The following is a 25275-nucleotide window of genomic DNA, read 5'->3' on the forward strand; positions in this document are numbered from 1 at the left end:
TTACTCGACTTATCCCGAGTCGGGGATTATCCCGATGTCTGGTGGGATTGACGTGGGAGTGGTTGTAGCACTGGGTGATTGGTTCGGGTTGGTGGTTTGTCACTCGGAGTAAGTTCGGGCGTCGCACTCTTTGGTTGCGGAGGCAGGGTGTCTTCGCGTCGGAGAGGAGCAACAATGGGAACGACCAGGTGGGTAGCCGATGGGGGTCCGCTGGTGGGGTTCGCTGGCGGGTTCAAGCGGGAGCTGGAGAAGCGGGGAAACAAGCCGACTGCGATTGCCCAGCATTTGAGGCTGATGGGACAGTTGAATCGGTGGATGGCCAGTGCTGATGTGGCTGCGCAGGATCTCACGCCGGCGGTGGTCGAGCAGTTCTTCGCCGCTGCCCGTGGTCAGGGTCAGCGCCGGGTTCCGACGATGGCGACTGCGGCGGTGCTGCTGTCGTTTCTGGCGGGCCGGGGTGTGATCGCAGCCGTGGTGCCGGTGGCGGTGACCGCGCGGGATCGGTTGCTGGCCGACTATCGTCAGCATTTGGTCGATGAACGCGGTCTGGCGCCGACCACGGTGTTGCGATACGAGCGGTTCGCGAAACGGTTTCTGGCGCAAAGGTCTTCGCGACTGGGTTGCGATGTCGGCGACGAGGACCTGACCGGCGGGGAAGTCAACGCCTTTCTGCTGGCGGCCGGTGCCCGGTTGGTGGTGGAGTCGGCGAAACGAGAAGCCGCCGACCTGCGCGCGTTGCTGCGGTTTCTCTATCTGCGGCGCCGGCTCGATGCCGATCTCGGCGTGGCGATGCCGCCGGTCGCGGCGTGGCGGGGCACCCGGCTGCCCAGCGGCCCGAGTGCCGCCGAGGTCGACGCGGTGCTCGACAGCTGTGATCGGTCGACGACCAGCGGGCGCCGCGACTACGCGGTATTGACGCTGCTGGCCCGGTTGGGATTGCGCAGCGGCGAGGTCGCAGCCCTCCAACTCGGTGATATCGACTGGCGGCACGGGGAAATCGCGGTGCGCGGCAAAGCGCGCCGGGTGGATCGACTTCCGTTACCGAGTCAGGTGGGTGCAGCTGTCGCGGAGTATCTGCGCCACGACCGGCTTCACTGCAGTTGCCCGGAGGTGATCTTGACCTTGTATGCGCCGCCACGGCCGATCCATCCCAGCAGCATCCCCAGGATCGTTTACCGGGCCTGTCGCCGCGCCGGGGTGAGCCCGGTCGGCGGGCACCGGCTGCGCCACGGGCTAGCCACTGAAATGCTGCATCGGGGAGTGAGTTTGGTCGAGATCGCGCAGGTGCTGCGGCACTCGGATCTGGGCACGACTTCCGACTACGCCAAGATCGACCGCATCGCGTTGGCCGCGGTCGTGCAACCCTGGCCGCAGGCGCGATCATGAGCACCGACTTCGCCGCTCACGCCGCCGATTATCTCCAATTGCGTCGGGCGCTTGGCCACGAGCTGGCCGAGGCGCACCGGCTGCTGCCGCGTTTCGTCGATCATCTCGATGCGGCCGGAGTCACCACGATCACCGTTGCTGTTGCCCTGGACTGGGTTCGGCGCCGCGACGTCGGCCCGGCCAGCTCGATCTGGTCGCGCCGGATGACGGTGGTGCGCGGGTTCGCCCGCTATATGTCGGGCATCGACCCGGCCACCGAGATCCCTCCGCTGGGCCTGGTGATTCACCGGCAGCGCTGGAATCCGCCGTTCATCTACTCCTCCGAAGACATTCAGGCGCTGCTGCGCGCGGTGCCGGTGGTGGTGCCATCCCCGCTGCGCAGGGCGACGGTCGAGACAATGATCGGGCTGCTGGCCTGCACCGGGATCCGGGTGGGAGAAGCGATAGCCCTCGACCGTGACGATGTCGGCTGCGGTGAGGGCGTGCTGGTCGTGCGCGCATCGAAATTCACCAAGACCCGCGAAGTGTTACTCGACCCCACCGCGGCGGCCGCGTTGGCCGCCTATGCCGCGATTCGCGACGAGCAGGTGCCGCAGCCGGTGAGCCGGACGTTCTTTGTTTCCGGCAAGGGGACCGCGATGATCTACGCCAACTTCGGCCTGCTGTTCCGGCGGCTGGTGGAAACCTCACGTGTCGGTTCCGGCTCGTCGGTTCGCCCACGCATTCACGACCTGCGTCATTCGTTCGCGGTGCACACACTCGTGCGCTGGTATCGCAGCGGCGACGACGTCACGGCGTTGCTGCCGCGACTGTCGACCTACATGGGTCACCGCGCACCGATCTACACCTACTGGTATCTGTCCGCCGCACCGGAATTGCTGTCCCTGGCCGCCGAACGACTGCAGAACCAGCATGCAGAAGGACACCGTCGATGACTCTCCTGGCCCCGACTCTGCAGTTGTTTTTCCTCGAGCGGCTGGTCAACCAGCGCCAAGCCAGCCCGGCCACGATCACCTCCTACCGCACCACCTTTCAGCTGCTGCTGCGGTTCGTCTGTGATCGCACCGGCAAAACACCCTCAGCATTGGACTGGAAAGACCTTGATGCTGAGGTGATTTCGGCGTTCCTGCAGCACCTGGAAACCGGCCGCCACAACAGCGCCCGCAGCCGCAACACGCGGCTGGCGGCCCTGCGGTCACTGTTCCGGTTCGCGGCACTGCGCCATCCCGAACATGCCGAGTTGATCCAGCAAGTGCTCGCTATCCCGCAGAAACGCTTCGACAAGACGGTCGTGTCGTTTCTGCAGCCCGAGGAGATCGACGCTCTACTTGCCGCGCCCGACCGCTCCCGCTGGGAAGGGCGCCGTGACCACGCTCTACTGCTGCTCGCCGTCCAGACCGGGCTGCGGCTGTCGGAGCTGACCGGACTCAACTGCGGCGACATCGAACTCGGGTCCGGCGCACACGTGCGCTGCCGCGGGAAAGGCCGCAAACAACGCTGCGTCCCGCTGACCCCGGCCACCACCGCTGTCCTGCGCGTCTGGCTTCGAGAACGGCACGGCAGCCCCAACGAGCCCGCCTTCCCCACCCGCACAGGCCGCCGCCTCAGCGACGACGGCGTCGAAGCGCGACTCAAACTCTGCACAACCATTGCCCGCCAATACTGTTCGTCCTTGGAAGGCAAGAAGATCTCACCACACACCCTCCGTCATTCCTGCGCGATGAATCTGCTCCGCAGCGGAGTCGACTCGACGGTCATCGCACTCTGGTTGGGCCACGCCGACCCCCGTTCCACCACCGCCTACCTGCACGCCGACATGGCGATCAAGGAACGCGCCCTGGCCCGCACCACATCACCCACCTCGAAGCCCGGCCGCTACCGGCCACCCGACGACCTACTCGCCTTCCTGGAGAACCTCTGAATATTCCGATGCCAACAACGCCACCGATCCGAAAAACACCGCCGCACAACCACTCCCACATCAATCCGCCAGACATCGGGATAATCCCCGACTCGGGATAAGTCCACACTCACCGCCTCCGGCACCGGCCGCTCGGGCAGTGGAATGTCCAGCAGCACCCGTATCGCGGTGTGACGCGACAGGCCCACGGCAAGCGTTACCAGCAGCCGGACCCCGGCCCGCCCGGCCAGCTCCCGCACCACCGACCGGACCTGCCCGGTCAACCGGGCGGTGCGACGCTGATACCGCTCCAGCACACCGGGCACCTGCTCACGAAACGTGCTGCGGCAGCCCACCGTTGGGCACAACAGCCGACGAACCTGCACTCGCACAACCACCGGCCGACCGTCGATCGGCACGTCCGTCACTGTCCGCTGGTGGTATCCGTGCACCCATTGCTCGACAGCAACTGTCGATGACCACGGCCGCCTGTCCGATCGGTCAAGCCTCAAAGCTCTCGAATGGGCAGCAGGGCAGAATGTTTCGTTCGAAGGGGATCATCGGATGGTCGTTGCTCGATGCGTGCGGAACAGCCGTTGGGCTGTAGGAGCAAACGGATATCTACGGCTTCCAGCAGCGTTTCGCCATCAATCCAATCTGAATCCGCACGACCGAGCCTTGGTCGTGGCCGACCAGGCACGGGACATGCTGGTGGTATTTCCGATTCCGGTGGTCGCGGTGGCGTTATGGAATTATCTACCCGGCCTTTGGCCCGGACGCCATGAGCGATGACCTGACCAGTGCGCTTTCGCTGATCGCGACACGGCTGGGCGTCAGTGTCCAACACCTCTCGACCAGTGCCGGCAGCTCGGCCAAGATGCCGACATTCGGCGAGTACATCCCCAAGCTGCGCACCTCGCTGCCCACTACGACGGTCAAGAACTACGCGTCCTACTGGCGTGTCATCGAAACAGCCTGGGGCACAAAACGGCTCGATGAACCCAGCTCGACCGAGATCAGCGAACTCGTGCAACAGCACCGCAGCCGAGCGGTCGTCCGATCCAACTCGCGCGATGGACGCGGCGCGGCAACCCATATGGTGGCGGCGTTTCGATGCATCTACAAGCATGCCGAGGCCGACAGACTGATCAGTCCTTCGGACAACCCCGCACGGAAAGTGGCGAAACCCCGTCGACTGAATGGCTCGCGGCATGCCCTCACCAGAGAACAGGTGATCGAGATCGGGCAGGTGGCGGCGACCACCGGAAACGACACCGAACTGGACTCGCTCATTGTGCGCCTTCACGTCGAAGCGGCCTGTCGACGAGCAGGCGCTCTGAACTTGGAGGTTCCTGACCTCGAGCCGCAAGACTGTCTTATCCGTTTGCGCGAGAAGGGGGAAACCGTTCGCTGCCAACCGATCTCGCCTCTTCTGATGGGCAAGTTGGTCGAGCACGTTGACAGACGTGGAGGCGAGGGAGCTACCTCTCGGGTTCTGCGCTACCGGAACGGGCGCCCGATCACGGCACGACGCTATGACTATCTGAGCGGGCGGATCCGAGCCCATTTGCCTTGGGCAGCGCGCCTGCAGGTATCGGCTCATTGGATCCGTCACACGACGCTCACCTACGTCGAGCGCGAGTTCAACGAAGCCATTGCTCGTGCCTATGCCGGTCACGCGCAGTCCGGAAACGGCGGCGCCACACCGATATACACCCGGGCCAGCATCGTGGAGGTCGCAGAAGCCTTGGTCGCGTTGACCGGACAGCCGCATCCACTCGCACGGACAGTTCGCCATCCGCTTGCTCCGAGAGGGGTCGACGGGTGTAATCTATGACGCTATGAACACGCTGATGTGGCGTGCGAAGATCAGGTTACTCTCGACCGGTGTCGGTGCACCCTCAGTCCGAGATGATCGCGGTCTATGACGCCGCGGGCCGCGAAATCGGCGCGGCCGACCGGGCCACCGTCTATCGCGACGGCATCTGGCATGCCAGTGCGGGTGTGCTCGTTCGCTCCGGCGACGGCGAACGCGTCTATGTGCACCGCCGCACCGATACCAAGATGGTCTTCGCCGGTATGCACGACTGCCTGGCCGGTGGTGTCGTCGATCCCGGCGAGACCCCGGCGCAGACCGCGCTGCGTGAACTCGCCGAGGAACTCGGCATCGTCGTGCCCGTCGAATCACCACCGCTCCCCCTGCGGGCCAGCGCGTCCTGGGACGGCATCTGGCATGGCGCACCGATGCGCTGCCATCTGTTCGCCTACGAATTGCGCTACGACGGGCCCATCCGGCACCAGCCCGAGGAAATCGTGGACGGCTGGTGGTGGACCGATGCCGAACTGCGCGCACATCTGGACGACCCGACCTGGCCGTTCGTCCCGGACACCCGCATCCTCACCGACCGGTTGCTGGCCTGAAACACCATCGGCCCACCAGGTCGAGGACCTGATGGGCCGATGAGCCTGCGTTCTGTCAGGCGGCGCTACCGCTCATAGCACCCATGACCTGGGTGAGGAGGTTGGCGACGACTTCGAGGAGCTCCATGTACATTCCCTTGCTGGACCCGATATGAAAGTTGCATTCTGCATGAGCTAGGTGTCCAGCAGGTAAGAGGGTTGTGAAAACCGGCGACTAACCCGAGGACGCCACCGACCCCGCCCAGGCCGCGAAGGCGCCCGGATTGCGGGTCTGCAGCAACACCCGGCCGGGTCCGGTGAAGTCGAAGACGAAGCCTTCGCCCGACTTCAGCGACTGGATGGAACGCCCGGATACCGCGCGCCGGATGGTGAAGTTCATGGCCAGGTCATAGGCCACCACATGGCCGGTATCGATGGTGATCGGCTCGCCCGGCTGCAGATCGATCACATCGATCGCGCCGAACACGCCGACGACCACCTCACCTTCGCCGTGCGCGCGCAGACCGAAGCCGCCCTCGCCGCCGAACAGATTCGCGAAACCGCCCCATTTGCCCTCGACCTGCACGCCGTGCGAGTTCGCGATCCAACCGCCGCGGCTGATGAAGAACGGCCGATCGGGAGTGATCTGCAGGTTCAGCATGTCGCCTGGCAGTGCGGGCGCCACATCCACCCAGCCGCCCTGCGGCGGTGCGGTGAAGGTCGAGACGAAAAATGATTCGCCCGCCAGCACCGAACGCTTCAGCCCGGCGAGAATGCCGCCTTCGGCCTTGGCCTGCAACGAAACTCCCGCCGAATGCGCGACCATGGCGCCGCTCTCGACCCGCATCGGCTCGCCGCCGGCCAGGAAGCACCGCGCGACCGCGGAGGCCGGACTATGACGCAGTTGTACCTTCATAAATGCCGACCCTACCGGCTATTTCGGCTACGAAGGGTCCAGCGATTCCAAGGTCTGCTCATCGCGCGCGACGACCGCGCCGCCGTCTGGTGTGAGCACGATGGGCCGCTGGATCAGCTGCGGATGCGCCGCCAGCGCCTCGATCCAGCGCTCCCGGTCCGCGGCGGTGTGTCCCCAGCCGGATATGCCCAGATCCTTGGCGATCTGCTCACCGGTGCGAGTGATATCCCACGGCTCGGCGCCCAGCCGCTTCAGCACGGTTCGCAATTCCGCCGCCGTGGGCGGATCGTCGAGGTAGCGCCGGACCGTGTACTCCACGCCCGCCTCGTCCAGGTGTGCGGTGGCATTGCGGCTCTTGCTGCACCGCGGGTTGTGCCAGATCTCGGTTTGCCCAGATGTCATGGTCGCAGCGTACCTACAGGTGCATCCAGGTCGGCCACACCTGCGACCACGGGTGGCGCAGGCCGGTGCATTTCCACACGGTGACGTTCTGGGTGTTGCCCGGATAGCCGATTCGGCTGTCCACCTTGGCAACTGGTTCGACGTGGTCGAAATCCCAGTGCAGGAAGGCGTCGTTCACGCCGACGGCAATGACAGCCGGGGCATTGTCCGGTGGCATGCCGAAGTAGCCGAAACCGCGGCTCGGACTGTAGATCGGTGGAAGGCGATCGCGGTCGAATTGGTCGAGGGCGCTGGCCTGCCAGTAGGTGTCGGTCACGATGACGGCGTCGGCGCGTTCGGCCGCGCTGAGTGATTCATTGGCCTGCCGGACGGCGGAAGTCAGTTCGGGCCAACCGAATTCGCCGTACACGCCGATATTGATGGCGGCCTCGGCTCCATCGGCGGGTGGCTCGACGTGCGCGGCATCGCGCCACGGCGTCGACCACAGCACATAGCCCGTGGCCATGGCGGCAAGCATCACACCGGCCACCGAGACCATGCGTCTCGGTGCGAGATTCAGGCGACCCGCGAATTCGACGAGACCGACCGCACCCGCCGCGAGCACCACACCGAACATTCCGGCGACGTAGTAGATCCGGCCACCGATCACCAGGAACACGGCGACGAGTATCAGCAGAGTCACGCCGAGGAACCGGTACGGCCGCAGCGAGGCATTGTGCAGCAGTGCCCACACGCCACAGACCAACAGCACCGCTCCCAGATACCCCGCCAGCAGCACCGCGAGCGGCACGAACAGCACCCGGCCGCCGAGTATGCCCTGTTCGCCGCTGATCACCTCGCCCATCGACAGCTGCGGCCAATCGTTGCGCGCCTGCCAGATCAGCGACGGTGCGGTCGCCGCGACCACGATGACACCGCCGAACCACAGCAGCGGCCGCCGCATCAGTTCGCGCGGACCGAAGATCAGCGAACTCACCGCGACGCCGATCCAGAAGAACGGAATCAGCCATTTCACCTGCATATCGACCGCGGTCACCAATGCAGCGCACAGCAGCAGGCGATCGCGGCGGGTCCGCACCCAGCGCACCACCAGCCAGGTGATGATCACCCAGAGCACGGTGTCGACCGCGTTGGTGGTCAGCATTTTGCCTTGGAGCAGCAGAAACGGTGAGGTCGCGTAGCCGAGGGCGGCCAGCACCTGGGTCGCCGCCGCGCCGCCGAGTTCGCGCGCGATCACCGCACACAGCACGATGCCGAGGACGGTCAGCGCGACAACGGGCAGCCGCAGCACGAAGAAGTTTCCGGGTGCGATCGTGTCCATCGACCACGCCAGCATCGGCAATACCGGACCTTGATCGGCATAGCCGAACGACGGCCGCCGACCCGCCGCCAGAAAGTAGAGCTCATCGCCGAAGTAGTCATAGCGGCTGGTCGAGAACACCAAGACGGCCGCGGACGCCGCGGCGATGACACCGACGCCCACGGTCGCCAGCGGCGGGCGCGCCTCGGCGGCGGTCAGCTCCTGACGATCGGCGGTGTCGGTCACGTCGGCTCCCGCGGAGTTGCGAGGTGGACCGCAGGCGATTCACCCCACGTATTCGTCGGCGACCTCCAACACCTCGTCGACGATCTCCAAGCCCGTGCGCAGTTCGTCGGCCGAGGTGGTCAGCGGCGGCGCGATCTGGAAGCGGTTGCCCGCATTGAACGGCCACAACCCACGTTCCTTGGCGGCAGCGGTGACCCGGTTCATCGGTTCAGCGCCGGAACCAGCGGCCGCGAACGGGATGAGCGGCTCGCGAGTGTGTGGATCGCGCACCAACTCCAGCGCCCAGAAGAACCCGAGGCCGCGCGCCTCGCCGACGCTCGGATGCCGAGACGCCAACTCCGCCAGGCCCTTTCCGAGGACATCCGCGCCGACCGTGCGCACATGGTCGAGAATGCCGTCGCGTTCGAAGACAGTGATCGAGGCGATGCCCGCGGCACAGGCGAGGGGATGTCCGGCATAGGTGAGTCCGCCTGGATACACCGTATTGTCGTAGCGCTGCGCGATCCGCTCGGCCATCAGCACACCGCCCAGCGGAACATAACCGGAGTTCACGCCCTTGGCGAAGGTGATGATGTCGGGCGCGACATCGAAGGCCTGGACCGCGAACCACTCACCGACCCGGCCGAATCCGACCATCACCTCGTCGGCGATATACACGATGCCGAATTCGTCGCACAGTTCCCGGACACCGGCCAGATAGCCCGGCGGCGGCACGAGCACACCGTTGGTGCCGACCACCGTCTCCAGGATCAGGCCCGCAATGTGTTGCGGCCCTTCCAATTCGATGACCTGGCGCAAGTGGTTCAGCGCCGCCGTCGTCTCTTCCTCTGGAGTGCTCGAGCCCCACGGGGATCGGTAGGGGTAGGGCCCGAAGAAGCGGACCACGTCGACATTGGTCGGCTCGGCACCCCAGCGGCGCGGCTCACCGGTCAGCCCGATCGCGACGCCGGTGCCGCCGTGATAGGAGCGGTAGGCGGCGAGCATTTTGGTACGGCCGGTGTAGCTGCGGGCCAGCCGCACCGCATGTTCGACGGCCTCCGCACCCCCGGTGGTGAACAGGATCCGGTTCAGCTCGCCCGGTGCGCGTTCGACGATCAGCCGGGCCAGTTCGCTGCGCGCCTCGTTGCCTACGGTCGGCGAGATGGTCGCGAGTTTCTGTGCCTGATCGATAATGGCCGCGACGATATCCGGATGTTGGTGGCCGATATTGACATTCACCAGTTGGGAGGAGAAGTCGAGGTAGCGTTTGCCGCTCTCCTCCCAGAACCACGACCCCGACGCGCCGACAATCGGTACCGGATTCAGGGTCGCCTGGGCGCTCCAGGGATAGAAGACATGATCGACCACCTATTTACCGCCTTCGGTCAGTGTCACCTGCTGCGGCGCGAATGCCGTTCCGGTGACGTCGATTCCACCGGATTTCAGTAAGTCCAGTGCCTTGGTGACGTATTCGCCGGTGAACGCGCCCGCATCGGGATCCTGCTTCAGCACCGTGACGCCCTCCTGGTTCTTGGTCTCCTTGGCGATCTTGACGGTGCGGTCCCAAGCGGACTTGTCAATCATGCCGATCCCGTTGGGCGAGGGCCAGATCAGCTTGTTGACCTCGTTGATCTGCCACTGCTGGTGGCTGGCGCCGAGCGTGCTGCCCGCGGCGACGGTGATATCGCGGCATTTGTCGACATTGTCGCGGCAGAACGCCCAGCCCTTCAGCGAGGCCGCGATGAATTTGACGGTCTGGTCCTGGTATTTCGCATCCTTCAGCTTCTCCGAATTCGCCCAGATCGCGTCCTGGAGCATGGCCACGCCCTCGTCGTTCCAGTCGATGGTGGCGAAATCGTCTGCGGTGTAGAGCTTCCCGGTGCCTGGATTCTTCGTCTCCAGCAGCTGGGCGTATTCGTTGTAGGACATGGCCTGGGCGGCAGCGATGTCCCTGGCGAGGAAGGCGTTCATATCGAACTGCTGCTGGACCAGCTTGACATCCTTGGACGGATCGATGCCCGCCTTGGTCATGCCCGCGAACAGCTCGAATTCGTTGCCGTAGCCCCAGTTTCCGACGGTCTTACCGCGCAGCGCGGCCGGGCCCGTGATGTTGTCGGACTTGAACGACACCTGCTTGGTGCCCGAGCGCTGGAAAACCTGCGCCACATCGGTAATACCCGCTCCGGCCTCGCGCGAGGCCAGCGCCTTGGGTACCCAGGCGATCGCGTAATCGGCCTGTCCCTGGGCCAGTACCGTCTGCGGCACGATATCGGTTCCGCCATCGAGGATTTCGACGGACAGGCCCTGCTCCTTGTAGAAGCCTTGATCCACGGCGGCCAGATAACCCGCGAACTGCCCCTGCTTGAACCACTGCAACTGCAGGCGGACCTTGGTCAGGCCGTCTGCGGTGGTTCCCGAGCCATTGTCGGTGGTGCTGCAGCCGGTCAGCGCGGCCGCCGCCAATGCGGCAAGCGCGAGACAAGCGCGTAAACGCCCTGTGGCAGTTCTCATTTCGATCTCCCAAAGATGTCGCGGATCAGGATGGTCCGGGGTCGGCGGGTCAGTTGTTCGAGAATCAGGACGACGGCGAGGAAGAGCAGGCCGACGATCATGGCGCCGACCACATAGGCCCACGCGCGCGGATAGGCGGTATTCGCCGCGGCGGAGGTGATTCGGCTGCCGAGGCCGTTCTGCAGGCCGCCGAAGTATTCGGCGATAATGGCCGCGATCACCGCGCCCGGCGCCGCGATGCGCAGACCGGTGAACAGGTAGGGCAGTGCCGCGGGCAACCGCACCGTGCGGGTGATCTGCCAGCCGCCCGCCGCATACGAGGTCATCAGATCGGCGTGCACCTGCGGCACCTGCCGCAGGCCACGGGCGGTGCTGACGAACATCGGGAAGAACACCACGATGGCCACGACCATGCGGCGCGGGGTATCGGTGGTGGTCGAATACATCGAATTCAGCAGCGGGGCGAGCGCGACGATCGGCACCGCGGCGGCCGCGGCGGCCAGCGGCGTCAACAGCCCCTCGACCAGCCGGAACCGCACCGCGACCATGGCCGCCACGATGCCGAGGACCGTACCGATCAGCAGGCCGATGAGAGCGTTCGTACCGGTCGCGGTCGCGGCATCGACGATGCGGTCGAAGTTCTCGGTGAACTGTTTCGCGATCGCGGTCGGCGCGGGCAGCAGGAAAGGCGGCACACCCGCCACGACGGTCAGCACCTGCCACAGCGCCAATCCGCCGACACCGAATACCACCGGTGGTAGCCACGTCTTCATTGCGGATCCTGTCCCGCCACGATGATGTCGGCGGTCTCGTGTCCGCCGCGCAGTGCGGTGCGGACGACGGCGACGGCCTCGAAAAACGCCTCGCTGGAACGAATATCGTCACCGCTGACACCCGCCTCCCGGCCCCAGCCGCCGGTCGGCACGATCTCGGTGATACGGCCGGGCCGCGGTGACATGACCACCACGCGGTCGGACAGGAACACCGCCTCCGGAATGGAGTGCGTCACGAAAACCACTGCGGCACCGGTCTCTCCGGCGATGCGCAGCAACTCTCCCTGCATGCGTTCACGGGTCATTTCGTCCAGCGCCCCGAATGGTTCGTCCATGAGCAGCAGCGAAGGTTTACGGGCCAACGCCCTGGCGATCGCCACGCGCTGTTGCATACCGCCGGACAGTTCCGCCGGATAGCGGTGTGCGAAATCGGTGAGACCGGCCATCTCGAGGAGCTCCGCACTGCGAGAGCGCCTTTCGGCCTTCGGAACCTTGTGCAACTCGAGTGGTAATTCGACATTGGCCGTGACGGTGCGCCAGTCCAGCAGACCCGCCTGCTGGAAGGCGATGCCGTAATCCTGGTCGATTCTGGCCTGCCGCGCGGACTTGCCGTGCACGGTCACGGTGCCGCTGCTCGGTCGTTCCAGATCGGCGATGATGCGCAGCAGGGTGGATTTGCCGCAGCCCGAAGGACCGATCAGCGAGACGAACTCCCCCGCAAGGACTTTCAGCGAGACACCCGTGAGCGCGGTCACCGAACCCGCGTCGAAGATTTTGCCGACATCGGTGAGATCGACCGCCGCGACGCCTTCGGCCTCCGCCACGACGAAACCCGGATCCGGCGCCTGGATCTGCTCGTCGGCCGCATCGCTACCCGTGGTGGCCGATTCCACTTTCCCGGTCAACGGGTACCTCCTGAAGAACCGCGCGTCCCGGCGGGACGGCTGTAACGACGTAGTGCCACTTCTGCCAAGCCGACGACGGCGGTCACGGCGACACCGAGCAGTGCGGCGGCGAGAACAGCCGCATAGAGCCGGGCCGCGTCGCCGGTGGCCTGCTGGGAGAAGACGATGATCTGGCGGCCGATGCCACCCGCGGTGCCGGTCGAGATCTCCGCGACCACGGCACCGATCACCGATGCCGCGGCGGCCAGGCGCAGGGCGGGCAGAAAATGCGGCACTGCGGCGGGAAACCGCAAGTGCACCAATGTCTCCCACCAATTGGCGGAGTAGCTGTGCAGCAATTCCACCGATGCCTTGGACGGCGCCTGCAATCCGCGCAACATCCCGACCGCCACCGGGAAGAAGGCCAGATACGAGGCGATGACCGCGATACTCATCCATGGCCGCCACGGATCACCGGCAATGACGATCTTCCCGCCCCACCCGGCCACCAGCGGCGCCAGGGCGATCAACGGAACCGTCTGCGAGACAACGATGTAGGGCAGCAATCCGCGCTCGACGAAGGAGAAACGCTGCATCACCACCGCGAGCGCGATACCGACTACCGTGCCGATCGCCAATGCCAGCAGCGCGAGCCCGAAGGTGAATCCCGCTGTGCGCAGCAGTGTTCCGCCGACCGTGCCTGCGCCGTCCTTGTCACCGAGCACGGTGATGACCGACCAGACGTGCGGCAACGCAGCGTCGCTCGTGCGCGGCAGAATCCGGGTGTCGCCGACACTCACCCCGCGCTCGGGCACGAAGTACTTGACGAGTTCCCACACCGCGACCACCAGCACCAGCGCACCGACCGCGTAGCCGACCTGCCGTGCCCGCAAAGCTCCCGCTCTCATCGATCACCCGCCGACACCGGAACCGGCTCCGCGAGACGCCTCTCGACCAGCTCACAGCACCCCGCCGCTGCCGAGGCGATCACTCGACACCCGCCGTCGCCGTGACCGGATGCGCCAGCCTGGGCAGCACCGACTCCCCGTACGCGTCCAATGTGGCGGTCTTGGCATCGTGCTGGAGATAGACCGCGAACTGGTCGACACCCAACTTCTCCAGCTCGTGCAGCCGAGCCAACTGCTCATCGGGCGTGCCGATGACACAGAAGCGGTCCACGATGGCGTCCGGCACGAACTCGGCATGGGTATTGCCCGCACGGCCGTGCTCGTTGTAGTCGTAGCCCTGACGACCCGCGATGTAGTCGGTGAGCGCGTCCGGAATATCGCCGTCGGTACCGTACTTCGCGACGATATCGGCGACGTGATTGCCGACCATGCCGCCGAACCAGCGGCACTGTTCCCGGGCATGCGCCGTCGCGGCATCGGATCCGTCGGTGACGTAGGCCGGTGCCGCCACACAGATTTTCACCGATCCGGGCGCGCGCCCCGCCTTCTCCGCGGCCGCCCGCACCCGGGCGATCGTCCACGCGGCGATATCCGGGTCGGCGAGTTGCAGAATGAATCCGTCGGCGACCTCGCCGGTCAGATCGAGTGCGCGCGGACCGTATCCGGCCACCCACACCTCGAGCCGCGACGCACTCGCCCACGGGAAGCGCACCACGGTGTCGCCGATGCGGGCACTACGACCGTTGCCGAGTTCCCTGATCACCTCGATGGACTCCCGCAATGTCGCCAGCGTGGTCGGTTTGCCGCCGAGGGTGCGCACCGCGGAGTCACCGCGGCCGATACCACACACGGTACGATTGCCGAACATATCGTTGAGCGTCGCGAAGGTCGACGCGGTCACCGTCCAGTCCCTGGTGGCCGGGTTGGTGACCATCGGGCCGACGACCACCTTGCGGGTGACGGCCAGAATCTGGCTGTGGATGACGTAGGGCTCCTGCCACAGCAGGTGCGAATCGAAGGTCCATACATGCGAAAAGCCGTGTGTCTCCGCCTGTCTGGCCAGTTCGACCACCCGCGAGGCGGGCGGTGTGCATTGCAGCACCACACCGATATCCATGCGGCACTCTCCAATCAGGTCAAATCAGGCCAATCGGGTCAGATCAGGTTCTGCGACAGTTCGCGGGCGATGAACCGGCCGTGACCGGCACTGCCCAGATACGAGCCGTCGTCGATGATCACGCGGCCGCGCGAGAGCACCGTGTCGACGTGTCCATCGATCTCGAAGCCCTCCCAGGCCGAATGATCCATATTCATGTGGTGGGTCTTGCCGAACCCGATGCTGGTGTGCCCGTTCGGGTCATAGATGACGATGTCGGCGTCGGCGCCCGGACTGATGACGCCCTTGCGCGGATACATGCCGAACATGCGTGCCGGTGTGGTGCAACAGACCTCGACCCAGCGCTCCAGTGATATCAGCCCGTTCTTGACGCCCTGGAACATCAGATCCATCCGATGTTCGACACCGCCGATCCCGTTGGGAATCTTGCTGAAGTCGCCGAGCCCCAACTCCTTCTGATCCTTCATGCAGAAGGGACAGTGGTCGGTGCTCACCGATGTGACATCACCTGTGCGGATATAGCGCCACAGCTCGTCCTGATGCCCCTCCGCCTTCGATCGCAGCGGCGTCGAGCACACCCACTTCGCACCCTCGAAACCCGGTGCGCCCAAATGCTCTTCGAGTGACAGATACAGATACTGCGGACAGGTCTCACCGAAGACGTTCTGCCCGTTAGCCCGCGCGGCGGCGATCTGCTCCATCGCTTGCTTGGCCGAGACGTGCACGACATACAGCGGCGCATTCGTCAACTGCGCCAACATGATCGCGCGATGGGTGGCCTCCTCCTCCATCTGCCACGGCCGGGAGACACCGTGGTAATAGGGCGAGGTCTCACCGCGGGCCAGTGCCTGCTCGACCAGCACATCGATGGCAATGCCGTTCTCCGCGTGCATCATCAGCAGCGCGCCCAGATCGCCCGCCGATTGCATGGCCCGCAGGATCTGACCGTCATCGGAGTAGAAGACACCCGGATAGGCCATGAACAACTTGAAGCTGGTGACTCCCTCGGCCACCAATTCGCTCATCCCCTTGAGGGATTCGTCGTTCACCTCACCGATGATCTGGTGGAAGCCGTAGTCGATCGCGCAGTTGCCCGCGGCCTTCTCGTGCCACAGGCCGAGGGTGTCCTGCACCCGCTCCCCCGGCTTCTGCACCGCGAAGTCGACAATGGTCGTTGTGCCGCCCCAGGCGGCCGCGCGGGTGCCGGTCTCGAAGGTATCGGAGGCCTCGGTGCCACCGAAGGGCAGCTGCATATGGGTGTGGCCGTCCACACCGCCGGGAATCACATATTTGCCGGTCGCGTCGATGACCGCATCGGCGGACCCGGCGAGATCCGCGCCCAATGCGGTGGCGCCAGGCTGCAGGACCGCGACGATGGTCTCGCCGTCGACGAGCACATCGAGCAATTGCGATCCGGTGGCCGAGACCACCGTGCCGCCGTGAATGAATGTCTTCGTCATATCGATATCACCAGCCTCAGGGAGCCACCATCGGTCCGTAGGCGTCGGGGCGGCGATCGCGATAGAACGCCCAGCGGTCGCGCACCACCTTGATCAGATCCATATCGAGGTCACGGATCACCAGTTCGGGATCGGTGTCCGAGGCGACGTCTCCGACGAATTTACCTTCCGGATCCACGAAATAGCTGGTTCCGTAGAAATCGTCATCGCCGTATTCCTCGATGCCGACCCGGTTGATGGCGCCGATGAAGTATTCGTTGGCGACCGCGGAGGCCGGTTGCTCCAGCTTCCACAGGTAACCGGACAGGCCACGCGAGGTCGCGGAGGGGTTGAAGACGATTTCCGCGCCGGCCAGGCCCAGGGCGCGCCAGCCCTCCGGGAAATGCCGGTCATAACAGATGTAGACGCCGACCTTGCCGACGGCGGTATCGAAGACCGGCCAGCCCACATTTCCGGGCCGGAAGTAGAACTTCTCCCAGAAGCCGTTGACGTGCGGAATATGGTGTTTGCGGTACTTGCCGAGGTAGCTGCCGTCCGCATCGATGACCGCCGCGGTGTTGTAGAGCAGCCCGGGCTGTTCCTGCTCGTATACCGGCAGGATCATTACCAAACCCAATTCCTTTGCCAGGGCGGCGAAGCGCTCCGTCGTCGGCCCCGGCACCGATTCCGCGTAGTCGTAGAACTTCGTGTCCTGCAACTGGCAGAAGTACGGGCCGTAGAACAACTCCTGGAAGCAGATCACCTTGGCGCCCTGTGCGGCGGCCTGGCGTGCGTAGTCCTCGTGCGCCTTGATCATGGACTCTTTATCACCCGTCCAGTTCGTCTGGACGAGCGCCGCTCGAACGATTCCCATGCTTTGTTATACTTCACCGAGATCCAATTCGGTTGTGTTACAAGATTGCGGAAACAGTTTCGTAGCCGTAAACCTTGGGGCCGGTCTTCGTTCCGGCGCTGTGCCCGACGCAGAATGACGCTGTGAACTTCGATCCGACGACCGCGCCGCAGGTGCCCGCAGACGACCTGCGAGACACCGCGCCCGCCACCGGCGCGGCTCGGTCCGGCCTGTTCAACGCGGATCTCGAAGATCGCACCCCCGCCGGAATCGCGGCCGCGGTGAGCCGCCGGATACGTTCCGGAGCAATCGAACCCGGATCGCGGCTGCCGACCGTGCGTGAGGTCGCCCGCGAGTTGCGGGTGTCCCCCGCTACCGTCAACCAGGCTTGGCGCGCGCTGGCCGCCACCGGCGCGATCGTGGCGCGGGGACGTGCCGGAACCTTCGTCGGCGAACGCAGCACCTCCCGCGCGACCCCGCCTACCGGCCGCTATCAGCGCCTGCACCCGCCTTCGGACAGCGCCTTCCGCATCGATCTGTCTCGCGGTACCCCCGATCCGCAGCTCCTACCGGATCTGATCGCCGCGCTGCGCGCGATCACCGAGCATGGACGCGACAATGATCTCGCCGCGGACTATCTCGGCGAGGCCGTGCTGCCGGAACTGGCCGCCAAGGTGCGCACCGATTGGCCCTGCCGCGCCGAACGGCTCGCGGTCGTCGACGGGGCGCTCGATGCCATCGATCGACTGCTCACCACCCATGTGCGGCTCGGTGATGCGGTGGCGGTCGAAGATCCCTGCTTCCCACCTTTTCTCGACCTGCTCGCCCGGATCGGGGCTCGGCCTCTTCCGGTTCGCATGGACGAATCCGGTTTACTGCCAGCGGATCTCGAGCGGGCACGTGGCGCCGCAGCGCTGATCCTGCAGCCGCGCGCACAGAATCCGACGGGCGTCTCGCTCACCGCCGCACGCGCCCGCGAACTGACCGAAATCCTGACCGGTACTGACACTCTCGTCATCGAGGACGACCACTCCGCGGGCATCGCATCCACCACACTGCGCTCCCTCGGCGCGCGACTGCCGAGCCGCACGGTACACATACGCTCCTACTCCAAATCGCACGGCGCGGACCTGCGCCTCGCGGTGGTCGGCGGCCCCGCGGAACTGCTCGATCCGATGATCGAGCGGCGCATGCTCGGCCCCGGCTGGACCAGCCGACTGCTCCAACGCTTGCTGCTCACCATGCTCGAAGACGACACCGCTGTCCGCGCCGTAGCCGCCGCCCGCACCGAATACCGCAGGCGCGCAACTGAACTCCGCCGCGCGCTGGCTCGCAAGGGCGTCGCCGTCGCCCGTGGCGACGGCATCAACCTGTGGCTCCCCGTCACCGACGAGAACGCGGCCATGATCTCCCTGGCCGCCGCGGGCATCAAGGCCGCACCCGGCCGCCCCTTCGAGGTCGAGGATCACCCGCACGGTGACCACCTGCGCATCACCGTCGCCGCGATCACCGACGGCGAGCTGGGCTGGCTCACCGGCGAGCTCGCCGCCGCGACCACCGCGGCCCCCACCTATCGCCGCGTTCGCCGCGCCTAGGATCCGGGCTCGATATCGAAGCTGGTGGCGCCATTGTCACCGGCTGGGATTACCGGCACGAGCACCGATGACGGGTGCTCGGCATCCTTGAAGATCGTCTGCGTCGCGGGCTGCGTGCGGGCGCTGTCGCCGAAGGGTTCGCCGGTATTCGGGTTCGGCGCATATTGCGGGTAGTCACTGCTGCTGATGGCCACCCGGATTCGATCGCCCGCCTTGAATTGGTAGCTGGTCGGCCAGATCTTGATGGTGAACGCATAGGGCTGGCCGGGCACCAGCGGGGTCGGATCCGATAACGAATCCCGGAACGCGGCACGGATGATCCCATTGTTGAGGTTGACGGCCGATCCGTCGGGTGCGACGACCTCCAGCCGCGCGACGAAGTCGGTATCCGGCGCGGTGGACGAGGCCCACAGTTTCACGACAATAGGGCCGGTCACCTCGGTATCGGCGCCGAGCGGGTCGGTGGTGTAGGTGAGCACATCCGAACGCTGCTCGACCGCGGTCTGGTCGAACGGGCCCTGCGGACCCGATCCGACCGAGCAGCACGAATGTCCGCCGATACTCGGTGCGGGCGCGGCCGGGTCGTAGACATACCGGTCGACCGGAGCGGGCCCGCTCGGCGCGTGATCGACGAGTTTGCCGACCCGACCGACAACAGCGTTGGCGCCGCTGTCGGCGAAGAAGTATTCCTTCCATTGTGTTTGCGGTAGCGGCCAACCCGGTGCCGACTTCCATCGATTGGCACCCATGAGGAAATAGTCGACACGAGGCTTGCCCGCCACTGCGTTATCCGTGCCCTTGAGGAAGTGGTCGAACCACGCCAGCATCAACTCGTTGATCGGGCTGTCACCGACCGGTCCGAGCTGCTCGAGCCGGGGTGCGATCATCGAGGTGGGTCGTCCCCAGCCGAGGTGGTCCCAGGGACCGATCACCAATCGCTGGTCCTGCCGTGCCGGGCCGGCGCCGCGCTCGACCATGCCGGTGAAGTTCTCGATGCCGCCCGCGAGGAATGCGTCGTACCAGCCCTCGATATCGAGCACCGGCACCCGCACATTCGGATAGCGGTCGCGGATGCTCCACTGCTTCCAATAGTCGTTGCGCGTAGAGTTCCGGATCCAGTCGAAGTACCACGGAGCGACGGCCGGATTATTCGGCTGCAGCGGCGGAAAGTCTTTGTAAGGACGGTAATTCAGCCACGAGGTGATGTTCCGCAGATCCGTGCGCAGCTGGTCGGCGGTGGCCTTGTCGTCACGTCGGTCGGCGGATTCCGCGCCGATGGTGCCCATGGCCCATGGTTCGACGAAGCCGAGTCGGAAGGCGCCGCCCTCGTAGGTCCAGCCGTCGTAGTAGTCGGAGGCGGTATTCGCGGGCACGATCGTGGTCAGATGCGGCGGCGTCTCGATGGCCGCCAGCCATTGTGTCGCACCGACATATGACGAGCCGTACATGCCGACCTTGCCGTTCGAACCGGGCAGTCGCGCGGCCCATTCCACGGAGTCGTAGCCGTCGTGGGTGTCATTGCCGAATTCGGTGAATGTGCCGTCGGAGCTGCCGATACCGCGGATGTCCTGGATGACCACCAGGTAGCAGTGCGAGGCGAACCAGTCGGGTGTGCGATAGCGCGAGGGCTGGATCTGCGCGGCGGCCTTGCCGTACTGGGTGCGCATCAGGATCACCGGCACCGGATCGCTGGTCTGCGGGCGGTACACATCCGCGCGCAGCACCGTGCCGTCACCCATCGTTGCCGGAACGTCGGCCTGCTTGTCGACCGCACATGTGCCGCGGTCATCGTCGGGTGGCCAGGCACCTGTTTGCGAGGTCGATTTCGTCTCGGTGCTGGCCGTGCATCCACCCACTAGTGCGCCTACACACACCACCGCGGTACACCAGCGAAATACGTATCCGGACAAGCTGATACACCTCCCGTGGAGGCGATGTCATAGCCGGAGTCGATGCGTGCCGAACCAGTTAGCCGATCAGATGCGCCTCCGCAGCCATGCTAACCGACCACCCGCCGCACATCCGCGGATTTCCATTGCCACACAGTCGCAATACGCATCTCGTTCCGCTGGAAGCGTCGAGATGGAATGATCCGCTCAGCATCACCCGATGCGATACACAACAGAAGGAGATCCTGACCGGTGAGCAGCGAAGTGCAGGTGCGGCAATTCGACCACCATCAGCCCATCAGGCAGCATCGCAGAGTCGGGACTGCCCTGCTACGGGGCCTCGGTGTACTCGCCGTCGGCACCACTCTCGCGATCTTCGCGGCGGGCGGGGTCTCGGCGGATCCGGGCGCACCGGTCGCCGGATGCGTAGCCCCCGATTCGGCCAAGCCCGAGAGCAAGCAGTGGGCCAGCGAGCCCGCGATGGCGATCGACACGGGCGCGAAGTACACCGCGCAGCTGGAAACCACCTGCGGCACAGTTGATATCGCCCTGGAGGCCGCTCGCGCACCGCGCACGGTGAACTCCTTCGTTTTCCTGGCCGGGCAGAAATATTTCGACCACACCCAGTGCCACCGCCTGACCACCGCGGGCATCTTCGTCCTGCAGTGCGGTGATCCCACCGCCACCGGAACAGGCGGTCCGGGCTACCAGTTCCCGAACGAGAACCTGGACGGCGCCACCTATCCGGCCGGTACGGTCGCCATGGCCAACGCCGGTCCCGACACCAATGGCAGCCAGTTCTTCCTGGTCTACAAGGATTCGCAGCTGCCGCCGAACTACACTCCGTTCGGCAAGATCACCGGCGGTATGGATGTTCTGGCGCGGGTCGCCAATGCGGGCGCCGTGGGCGGCGAAGACGGTCGCCCGAACGCGGATGTCGTCCTGAATTCGGTGACCACCGCTCAGGGCTGATCGACATGAGCTGGTGGCGGTGTCGTCTCCGGCGACACCGCCACCGCCGCTCAGCCGAGTGTGGCGACGACGTATGCGGCGGCCTCGGCAATCAAAGCCTGGTTGTACTCGGCGTCCCTGCTGGCCTTACTGGACATGATCGCGATAACAAGCGGAGCAGCGTTCGGCGGCCACACGATCGCTATGTCGTTGAGCGTGCCGTAGTCGCCCGTCCCCGTCTTGTCAGCAACGATCCAACCCTGTGGTACCCCGGCTCGAATGCGTTGGGCGCCAGCGCCGGTCGCATTGCGTTCGAGCAGACCACGCAGAAAAACGCGCTTATCCTCCGGTAGGGCGTCGCCGAGCACGATCTTCTGATAGTCGGTGCCGAATGCCCTCGGTGAGCTGGTATCTCGCGGGTCACCCGGGGTAGCTTCGGTGATCGCGGGTTCGATTCGGTCCATTCGGGTGACGGTGTCGCCGAGGCTTTGCGCGTACGCGGTCAGTTCGCCCGGTCCACCGATATCACGGAGCAGAAGATTGCCCGCGGTACCGTCGCTATGCCGGACGGCGGCGTCACACAGCTCGCGGATCGTCATGCCCGATGCCACATGCTGCGGGGTGATGGCGGCATTCTTCAGGAGATCGGCCTCGGTATAGGTGACGACAGTATCCAAGTGCGACAATGGATTACGCTGCAGAACGGCTGCCGCCGCCAAGCCCTTGAAGGTCGAGCAGAATGCAAAACGCTCATCCGCGCGATAGGCGATGGTCCTGCCCGTGCCGGTGGCCAACGCATACACGCCGAGACGTGCGTCGAACTTTCGCTCCAGCTCGGTCAGGTGATCGTGGTGATTCTCGGTGGGCCCGATGGACGCGGGAAGCGAAGCACCCTCGTCAGTCGCGCATCCGGCCAACGGCAGCAACGCCGCCGCCGCGAATAGCGTGCGGCGGCTGATGGTCGGTCGTATCAGCGTCATCGCCTTCCTTCCGCTGCGGCGGGGTCAGCCATCTACGGTGGTCATCCCATCAATACCCGAACTCCTGCGTCGGCAACAATTCCACATTGCCAGACTTGACTTGGAGTGCACTCCAGGTCATAGCGTTGGCAGTGCAAAATCGTCTAGTACCAGGGGATCACTTCATGGAACTCGGTTTTCACCTACCGATCTTCGATATCGACGGCGGCACCACCGCCATTGCCGGTGAGTTGGCCAGGGTCGGCGCCGCGGCGGAGGCATCCGGTGCGACCTGGCTGTCGTTCATGGACCACTACTTCCAGATCGAGCCGACCGGCCTCCCGGCCGAGTCCAATATGTTGGAGGGCTACACCACCCTCGGTTATCTGGCCGCGCACACCTCCCGTATCAACCTCGGCCTGCTCGTCACCGGCGTGACCTACCGGCATCCCGGTCTGCTCGCCAAGATCGTCACCACCCTCGATGTCCTGTCGGGCGGCCGCGCGGTACTCGGCCTCGGCGCCGCCTGGTTCGAGCGCGAGCATCGCGGCCTCGGTGTGCAGTTCCCGCCGATCGCCGAACGGTTCGAGCGCCTCGAGGAGACGCTGCGCATCTGTCAGCAGATGTGGGACCCGCAGAACAACGGACCCTTCGACGGCAAGCACTACCAGCTGGCCGAGACGCTGTGCTCGCCGCAGCCGATCAACCGGCCCAAGGTGCTCATCGGCGGTAGCGGCGAACGCAAAACGCTGCGGTTGGTCGCGCAGTACGGCGACGCCTGCAATCTCTTCGGTTCCGCCCCCGAGGATGTCGGCCACAAACTCGACGTCCTGCGCCGCCATTGCGACGATGTCGGGCGCGATTTCGACGATATCCGCATCACCATCATGGCCAATAATCCGCGTCCGAATCCGGACAATCGCGACGAATTCGTCCGTCAGATGGCCGATTACGCCAAACTCGGCGTGCACACCGTGATCATTATCCCGACCACCGGGTCCCCAGCGGCGTGGATCGAGGACATGGCACCGGCGGTAACCCAACTGGCCGAGCTCGGTTAAGCGCCCTTACGGCACATGCTCTTTCACAATGCGAAAGGGCATGTGCCGTATCCGATCTCGATGCGGGCAAGCGACCCGACTTCGCCTACCGCCGATGGCGGGTTCTCGATAGTCTGCTGACATCCTGTACCGAGCAGAGGAGCAGCTATGCGTGCGAACTGTCGGAACAGCGATCGCATTCCCCTGCGGGCGGGTCTCACAGCGCTGGCAGCCGCGATACTGGCCGTAACGGGCGCGGGTGGCGCACATGCCGCCGATACGGTGGGCGGACTGGTGTCCTCGACCGCACAGCCAGCGGGTTGGGGTGGGTTCGATCGGGTCTCGGTGCTCGAATACGTCACCGAGGGCCCGACCGGCGCAGCCACGACGGCGACCGGACTGCTGCTCACCCCGAACGGGGCACCGCCGCCTGGGGGTTGGCCGGTGATCGCATGGGATCACGGCACCAGCGGCTTGGGCCCGCAGTGCGGAATCACCACCATGAAGGCCCGGCCCGATGCCTCGTATCTGCATCGTCTGCTGGACCGAGGCTATGCGGTGGTCGCACCCGACTATGTCGGCCTGAATGCCGGTGCCGCGACACCGCATCCCTACCTGCAATCCCGCACCGAAGCCACCGCCACCATCGACCTCGTCCGCGCCGCGCGCACCGCCGATACGGACCTGTCGACGCGTTGGGCGGTCGTGGGCGTCTCCCAGGGCGGACACGCCGCCTTGAACACCGGGGCCCTCGCCCCGACCTACGCGCCCGAACTCGACTTCCGTGGCACCGCCGCGCTCGCACCACCCGCCAACGTGGAGCAGGCCATCGCACTCGCCGGTCCCTACATACCCCGCGTCCCCGTCCTCGATGACTTCATCGATAACGTCGCCGCGGTACTCGAGGGCATGCGCATTGCCTACCCTGCTGCCGATATCGAAAGCTACTACACCCCAACGGGTATCGCCGCGATGGAACGCCTGGCCACCTCGTGCGTATCGAATTGGCCCGCCCAGGTCCAGGGCCTGTCCCTTGGTGCGCTGCTGAACAAACCGCTGCTGACCGCCGACTTCACCGCTCTACTCACCCGCTACCTGGCCGTACCGACCTCCGGCTACCGACAGCCGCTGCTCATCACCCAGGGCGAGCAGGACACCACCGTCCCCTTCCCCTCGACCGCCGTCCTCCTGGGCCAGCTGAGCGCCTCCGGAACCCGATACCGGTTCCAGAGCTACCCCACCGACCACCTGGGCATCGTCGAAGCCTCCTGGCCCCAGCTGATCCCGTTTCTCACCGGTCTGTTCACTACCGAATAGCACGGTGGCACAACGGATATCAATCCGAAATACCTTTCACGAAGTACACCGCTTCCCACAGGTGACCGTCGGGGTCGGCGAAGTAGCCCGCGTAGATGCCCCATGGGCGGGTCAGGGGCAGGCGGACGATGGTCCCGCCTGCTTGTTCGGCCTGTTGCAGGATGCGATCGACGTCCGCGCGGGAGTCGGCGAAGAAGCCGAGACTCATCGGCGAGCCGGTGACTCGGTCGAGAGCGACGCCCGCATCCATTGCCAGGTCGGTGCGCGAGTAGAGGGACAGGATCAGGCCGTTGTCGAGGGTGAACATGGCGACCGCCCCACCGGGGTTCCGCTCGTCGCGGACGAACTCGGTGCCGATAATGCCCGGTGAGGAGAGACCGAGGCCGTCACGGTAGAAGCGCAGCGACCGTTCGAGGTCGCTTACCGCCAAGGTGATCGCGCGGACATTCGTTTTCATACCGATCCTCCTGATCCTCGAACCATAGCTCGGCGCGGTTCGGCCCCGGCCAT

23 protein-coding genes and 1 pseudogene are annotated in these 25275 nt (G+C 65.4%); 9 read left to right on the forward strand and 15 right to left on the reverse strand.

The window, feature by feature from the left end; genetic code table 11:
• Nucleotides 1-315 precede the first annotated feature (315 nt).
• Genes ACQPZ2_RS24855 through ACQPZ2_RS24865 form a run of 3 tightly spaced genes read left to right on the forward strand, consistent with a single transcriptional unit; the run spans nt 316 to nt 3307 of the window.
• The gene (locus ACQPZ2_RS24855; RefSeq protein WP_433520630.1) at nt 316-1386 is read left to right on the forward strand and encodes a tyrosine-type recombinase/integrase; all 1071 of its coding nucleotides are present in this window, start codon (nt 316-318) and stop codon (nt 1384-1386) included.
• Nucleotides 1383-2321 (forward strand): tyrosine-type recombinase/integrase, encoded by a 939-nt coding sequence (locus ACQPZ2_RS24860; RefSeq protein ID WP_433520629.1) that lies wholly within the window; start codon nt 1383-1385, stop codon nt 2319-2321. The genes ACQPZ2_RS24855 and ACQPZ2_RS24860 overlap by 4 nt, the downstream gene beginning before the upstream one ends.
• Nucleotides 2318-3307 (forward strand): tyrosine-type recombinase/integrase, encoded by a 990-nt coding sequence (locus ACQPZ2_RS24865; protein ID WP_433520628.1) that lies wholly within the window; start codon nt 2318-2320, stop codon nt 3305-3307. Before ACQPZ2_RS24860 ends, ACQPZ2_RS24865 begins: the two co-directional genes overlap by 4 nt.
• Nucleotides 3308-3408: 101 nt before the next feature.
• On the opposite strand, the pseudogene ACQPZ2_RS24870 reads toward ACQPZ2_RS24865, so the two are convergent.
• Nucleotides 3409-3777: pseudogene (locus ACQPZ2_RS24870) on the reverse strand (transposase family protein); the annotation flags it as partial.
• A 290-nt stretch (nt 3778-4067) separates the two neighbouring features.
• Here ACQPZ2_RS24870 and ACQPZ2_RS24875 point away from each other — a divergent pair.
• Nucleotides 4068-5123 carry a tyrosine-type recombinase/integrase gene (locus tag ACQPZ2_RS24875; RefSeq protein WP_433520650.1) on the forward strand — a complete coding sequence of 352 codons (1056 nt, stop codon included), beginning with the start codon at nt 4068-4070 and terminating at the stop codon, nt 5121-5123.
• A 74-nt stretch (nt 5124-5197) separates the two neighbouring features.
• On the forward strand, nt 5198-5707 hold the full coding sequence (locus ACQPZ2_RS24880; RefSeq protein WP_433527517.1) for an NUDIX hydrolase: 510 nt from the start codon (nt 5198-5200) through the stop codon (nt 5705-5707).
• A 214-nt stretch (nt 5708-5921) separates the two neighbouring features.
• On the opposite strand, the gene ACQPZ2_RS24885 is transcribed toward ACQPZ2_RS24880, so the two are convergent.
• From ACQPZ2_RS24885 to ACQPZ2_RS24935, 11 genes are all read right to left on the reverse strand, one after another.
• Nucleotides 5922-6602, reverse strand: a complete 681-nt coding sequence (locus tag ACQPZ2_RS24885; RefSeq protein WP_063037160.1) for a TIGR00266 family protein — start codon at nt 6600-6602, stop codon at nt 5922-5924.
• A gap of 27 nt (nt 6603-6629) precedes the next feature.
• Entirely contained in the window at nt 6630-7004 is a 375-nt protein-coding gene (locus ACQPZ2_RS24890) for an arsenate reductase family protein (RefSeq protein ID WP_433520651.1), read from the reverse strand.
• A 13-nt stretch (nt 7005-7017) separates the two neighbouring features.
• Nucleotides 7018-8550 (reverse strand): ArnT family glycosyltransferase, encoded by a 1533-nt coding sequence (locus tag ACQPZ2_RS24895; RefSeq protein ID WP_433520652.1) that lies wholly within the window; start codon nt 8548-8550, stop codon nt 7018-7020.
• Between the two features lie 39 nt (nt 8551-8589).
• Complete coding sequence (locus tag ACQPZ2_RS24900) at nt 8590-9897, reverse strand: aspartate aminotransferase family protein (protein WP_433520653.1); 1308 nt, start codon at nt 9895-9897, stop codon at nt 8590-8592.
• Nucleotides 9898-11040 (reverse strand): ABC transporter substrate-binding protein, encoded by a 1143-nt coding sequence (locus tag ACQPZ2_RS24905; protein ID WP_433520654.1) that lies wholly within the window; start codon nt 11038-11040, stop codon nt 9898-9900.
• Entirely contained in the window at nt 11037-11813 is a 777-nt protein-coding gene (locus ACQPZ2_RS24910; RefSeq protein ID WP_433520655.1) for an ABC transporter permease, read from the reverse strand. The genes ACQPZ2_RS24905 and ACQPZ2_RS24910 overlap by 4 nt, the downstream gene beginning before the upstream one ends.
• The gene (locus tag ACQPZ2_RS24915) at nt 11810-12718 is read right to left on the reverse strand and encodes an ABC transporter ATP-binding protein (protein WP_433520656.1); all 909 of its coding nucleotides are present in this window, start codon (nt 12716-12718) and stop codon (nt 11810-11812) included. The genes ACQPZ2_RS24910 and ACQPZ2_RS24915 overlap by 4 nt, the downstream gene beginning before the upstream one ends.
• Complete coding sequence (locus ACQPZ2_RS24920; RefSeq protein WP_433520657.1) at nt 12715-13605, reverse strand: ABC transporter permease; 891 nt, start codon at nt 13603-13605, stop codon at nt 12715-12717. The genes ACQPZ2_RS24915 and ACQPZ2_RS24920 overlap by 4 nt, the downstream gene beginning before the upstream one ends.
• 79 nt (nt 13606-13684) lie before the next feature.
• Nucleotides 13685-14722 carry a TIGR03842 family LLM class F420-dependent oxidoreductase gene (locus tag ACQPZ2_RS24925; RefSeq protein ID WP_433520658.1) on the reverse strand — a complete coding sequence of 346 codons (1038 nt, stop codon included), beginning with the start codon at nt 14720-14722 and terminating at the stop codon, nt 13685-13687.
• A gap of 38 nt (nt 14723-14760) precedes the next feature.
• Nucleotides 14761-16182, reverse strand: a complete 1422-nt coding sequence (gene hydA / locus ACQPZ2_RS24930) for a dihydropyrimidinase (RefSeq protein WP_433520659.1) — start codon at nt 16180-16182, stop codon at nt 14761-14763.
• Between the two features lie 16 nt (nt 16183-16198).
• A complete protein-coding gene (locus ACQPZ2_RS24935) occupies nt 16199-17035 on the reverse strand; it encodes a nitrilase-related carbon-nitrogen hydrolase (protein ID WP_357475590.1) in 837 nt (278 codons plus the stop codon).
• A 122-nt stretch (nt 17036-17157) separates the two neighbouring features.
• Between ACQPZ2_RS24935 and ACQPZ2_RS24940 the strand changes: the two genes are divergently transcribed.
• The gene (locus ACQPZ2_RS24940) at nt 17158-18609 is read left to right on the forward strand and encodes a PLP-dependent aminotransferase family protein (RefSeq protein WP_433520660.1); all 1452 of its coding nucleotides are present in this window, start codon (nt 17158-17160) and stop codon (nt 18607-18609) included.
• Here ACQPZ2_RS24940 and ACQPZ2_RS24945 read toward each other — a convergent pair.
• A complete protein-coding gene (locus tag ACQPZ2_RS24945) occupies nt 18606-20348 on the reverse strand; it encodes a CocE/NonD family hydrolase (RefSeq protein ID WP_433520661.1) in 1743 nt (580 codons plus the stop codon). The two genes, ACQPZ2_RS24940 and ACQPZ2_RS24945, sit on opposite strands and share 4 nt — an antisense overlap.
• Before the next feature lie 402 nt (nt 20349-20750).
• Between ACQPZ2_RS24945 and ACQPZ2_RS24950 the strand changes: the two genes are divergently transcribed.
• The gene (locus ACQPZ2_RS24950; RefSeq protein ID WP_433520662.1) at nt 20751-21470 is read left to right on the forward strand and encodes a peptidylprolyl isomerase; all 720 of its coding nucleotides are present in this window, start codon (nt 20751-20753) and stop codon (nt 21468-21470) included.
• A gap of 50 nt (nt 21471-21520) precedes the next feature.
• Here the strand turns inward: ACQPZ2_RS24950 and bla are convergent, their stop codons facing one another.
• Nucleotides 21521-22429 (reverse strand): class A beta-lactamase, encoded by a 909-nt coding sequence (gene bla, locus ACQPZ2_RS24955; protein WP_433520663.1) that lies wholly within the window; start codon nt 22427-22429, stop codon nt 21521-21523.
• A 164-nt stretch (nt 22430-22593) separates the two neighbouring features.
• Between bla and ACQPZ2_RS24960 the strand changes: the two genes are divergently transcribed.
• Both ACQPZ2_RS24960 and ACQPZ2_RS24965 read left to right on the forward strand, forming a co-directional pair.
• Complete coding sequence (locus tag ACQPZ2_RS24960) at nt 22594-23469, forward strand: LLM class F420-dependent oxidoreductase (protein ID WP_433520664.1); 876 nt, start codon at nt 22594-22596, stop codon at nt 23467-23469.
• Nucleotides 23470-23616: 147 nt separating this feature from the next.
• Nucleotides 23617-24765 carry a lipase family protein gene (locus tag ACQPZ2_RS24965; RefSeq protein ID WP_433520665.1) on the forward strand — a complete coding sequence of 383 codons (1149 nt, stop codon included), beginning with the start codon at nt 23617-23619 and terminating at the stop codon, nt 24763-24765.
• 19 nt (nt 24766-24784) lie between these two features.
• On the opposite strand, the gene ACQPZ2_RS24970 is transcribed toward ACQPZ2_RS24965, so the two are convergent.
• A complete protein-coding gene (locus ACQPZ2_RS24970; protein WP_433520666.1) occupies nt 24785-25222 on the reverse strand; it encodes a VOC family protein in 438 nt (145 codons plus the stop codon).
• Nucleotides 25223-25275: the final 53 nt, after the last annotated feature.

It is taken from the genome of Nocardia pseudovaccinii (genome assembly GCF_050942345.1).
GTDB classification, from domain to species: Bacteria; Actinomycetota; Actinomycetes; order Mycobacteriales; family Mycobacteriaceae; genus Nocardia; species Nocardia pseudovaccinii.

Coding starts and splice junctions, on each gene's coding strand:
- ACQPZ2_RS24890 (WP_433520651.1), bottom strand. CDS start 7,004: ATGACATCTGGGCAAACCGAGATCTGGCACAACCCGCGGTGCAGCAAG.
- ACQPZ2_RS24970 (WP_433520666.1), bottom strand. CDS start 25,222: ATGAAAACGAATGTCCGCGCGATCACCTTGGCGGTAAGCGACCTCGAA.
- ACQPZ2_RS24965 (WP_433520665.1), top strand. CDS start 23,617: ATGCGTGCGAACTGTCGGAACAGCGATCGCATTCCCCTGCGGGCGGGT.
- ACQPZ2_RS24925 (WP_433520658.1), bottom strand. CDS start 14,722: ATGGATATCGGTGTGGTGCTGCAATGCACACCGCCCGCCTCGCGGGTG.
- ACQPZ2_RS24885 (WP_063037160.1), bottom strand. CDS start 6,602: ATGAAGGTACAACTGCGTCATAGTCCGGCCTCCGCGGTCGCGCGGTGC.
- ACQPZ2_RS24905 (WP_433520654.1), bottom strand. CDS start 11,040: ATGAGAACTGCCACAGGGCGTTTACGCGCTTGTCTCGCGCTTGCCGCA.
- ACQPZ2_RS24860 (WP_433520629.1), top strand. CDS start 1,383: ATGAGCACCGACTTCGCCGCTCACGCCGCCGATTATCTCCAATTGCGT.
- ACQPZ2_RS24865 (WP_433520628.1), top strand. CDS start 2,318: ATGACTCTCCTGGCCCCGACTCTGCAGTTGTTTTTCCTCGAGCGGCTG.
- ACQPZ2_RS24960 (WP_433520664.1), top strand. CDS start 22,594: ATGGAACTCGGTTTTCACCTACCGATCTTCGATATCGACGGCGGCACC.
- ACQPZ2_RS24945 (WP_433520661.1), bottom strand. CDS start 20,348: ATGGGTGACGGCACGGTGCTGCGCGCGGATGTGTACCGCCCGCAGACC.
- hydA (WP_433520659.1), bottom strand. CDS start 16,182: ATGACGAAGACATTCATTCACGGCGGCACGGTGGTCTCGGCCACCGGA.
- ACQPZ2_RS24935 (WP_357475590.1), bottom strand. CDS start 17,035: ATGGGAATCGTTCGAGCGGCGCTCGTCCAGACGAACTGGACGGGTGAT.
- ACQPZ2_RS24855 (WP_433520630.1), top strand. CDS start 316: ATGGCCAGTGCTGATGTGGCTGCGCAGGATCTCACGCCGGCGGTGGTC.
- ACQPZ2_RS24880 (WP_433527517.1), top strand. CDS start 5,198: ATGATCGCGGTCTATGACGCCGCGGGCCGCGAAATCGGCGCGGCCGAC.
- ACQPZ2_RS24910 (WP_433520655.1), bottom strand. CDS start 11,813: ATGAAGACGTGGCTACCACCGGTGGTATTCGGTGTCGGCGGATTGGCG.
- ACQPZ2_RS24875 (WP_433520650.1), top strand. CDS start 4,068: ATGAGCGATGACCTGACCAGTGCGCTTTCGCTGATCGCGACACGGCTG.
- ACQPZ2_RS24920 (WP_433520657.1), bottom strand. CDS start 13,605: ATGAGAGCGGGAGCTTTGCGGGCACGGCAGGTCGGCTACGCGGTCGGT.
- bla (WP_433520663.1), bottom strand. CDS start 22,429: ATGACGCTGATACGACCGACCATCAGCCGCCGCACGCTATTCGCGGCG.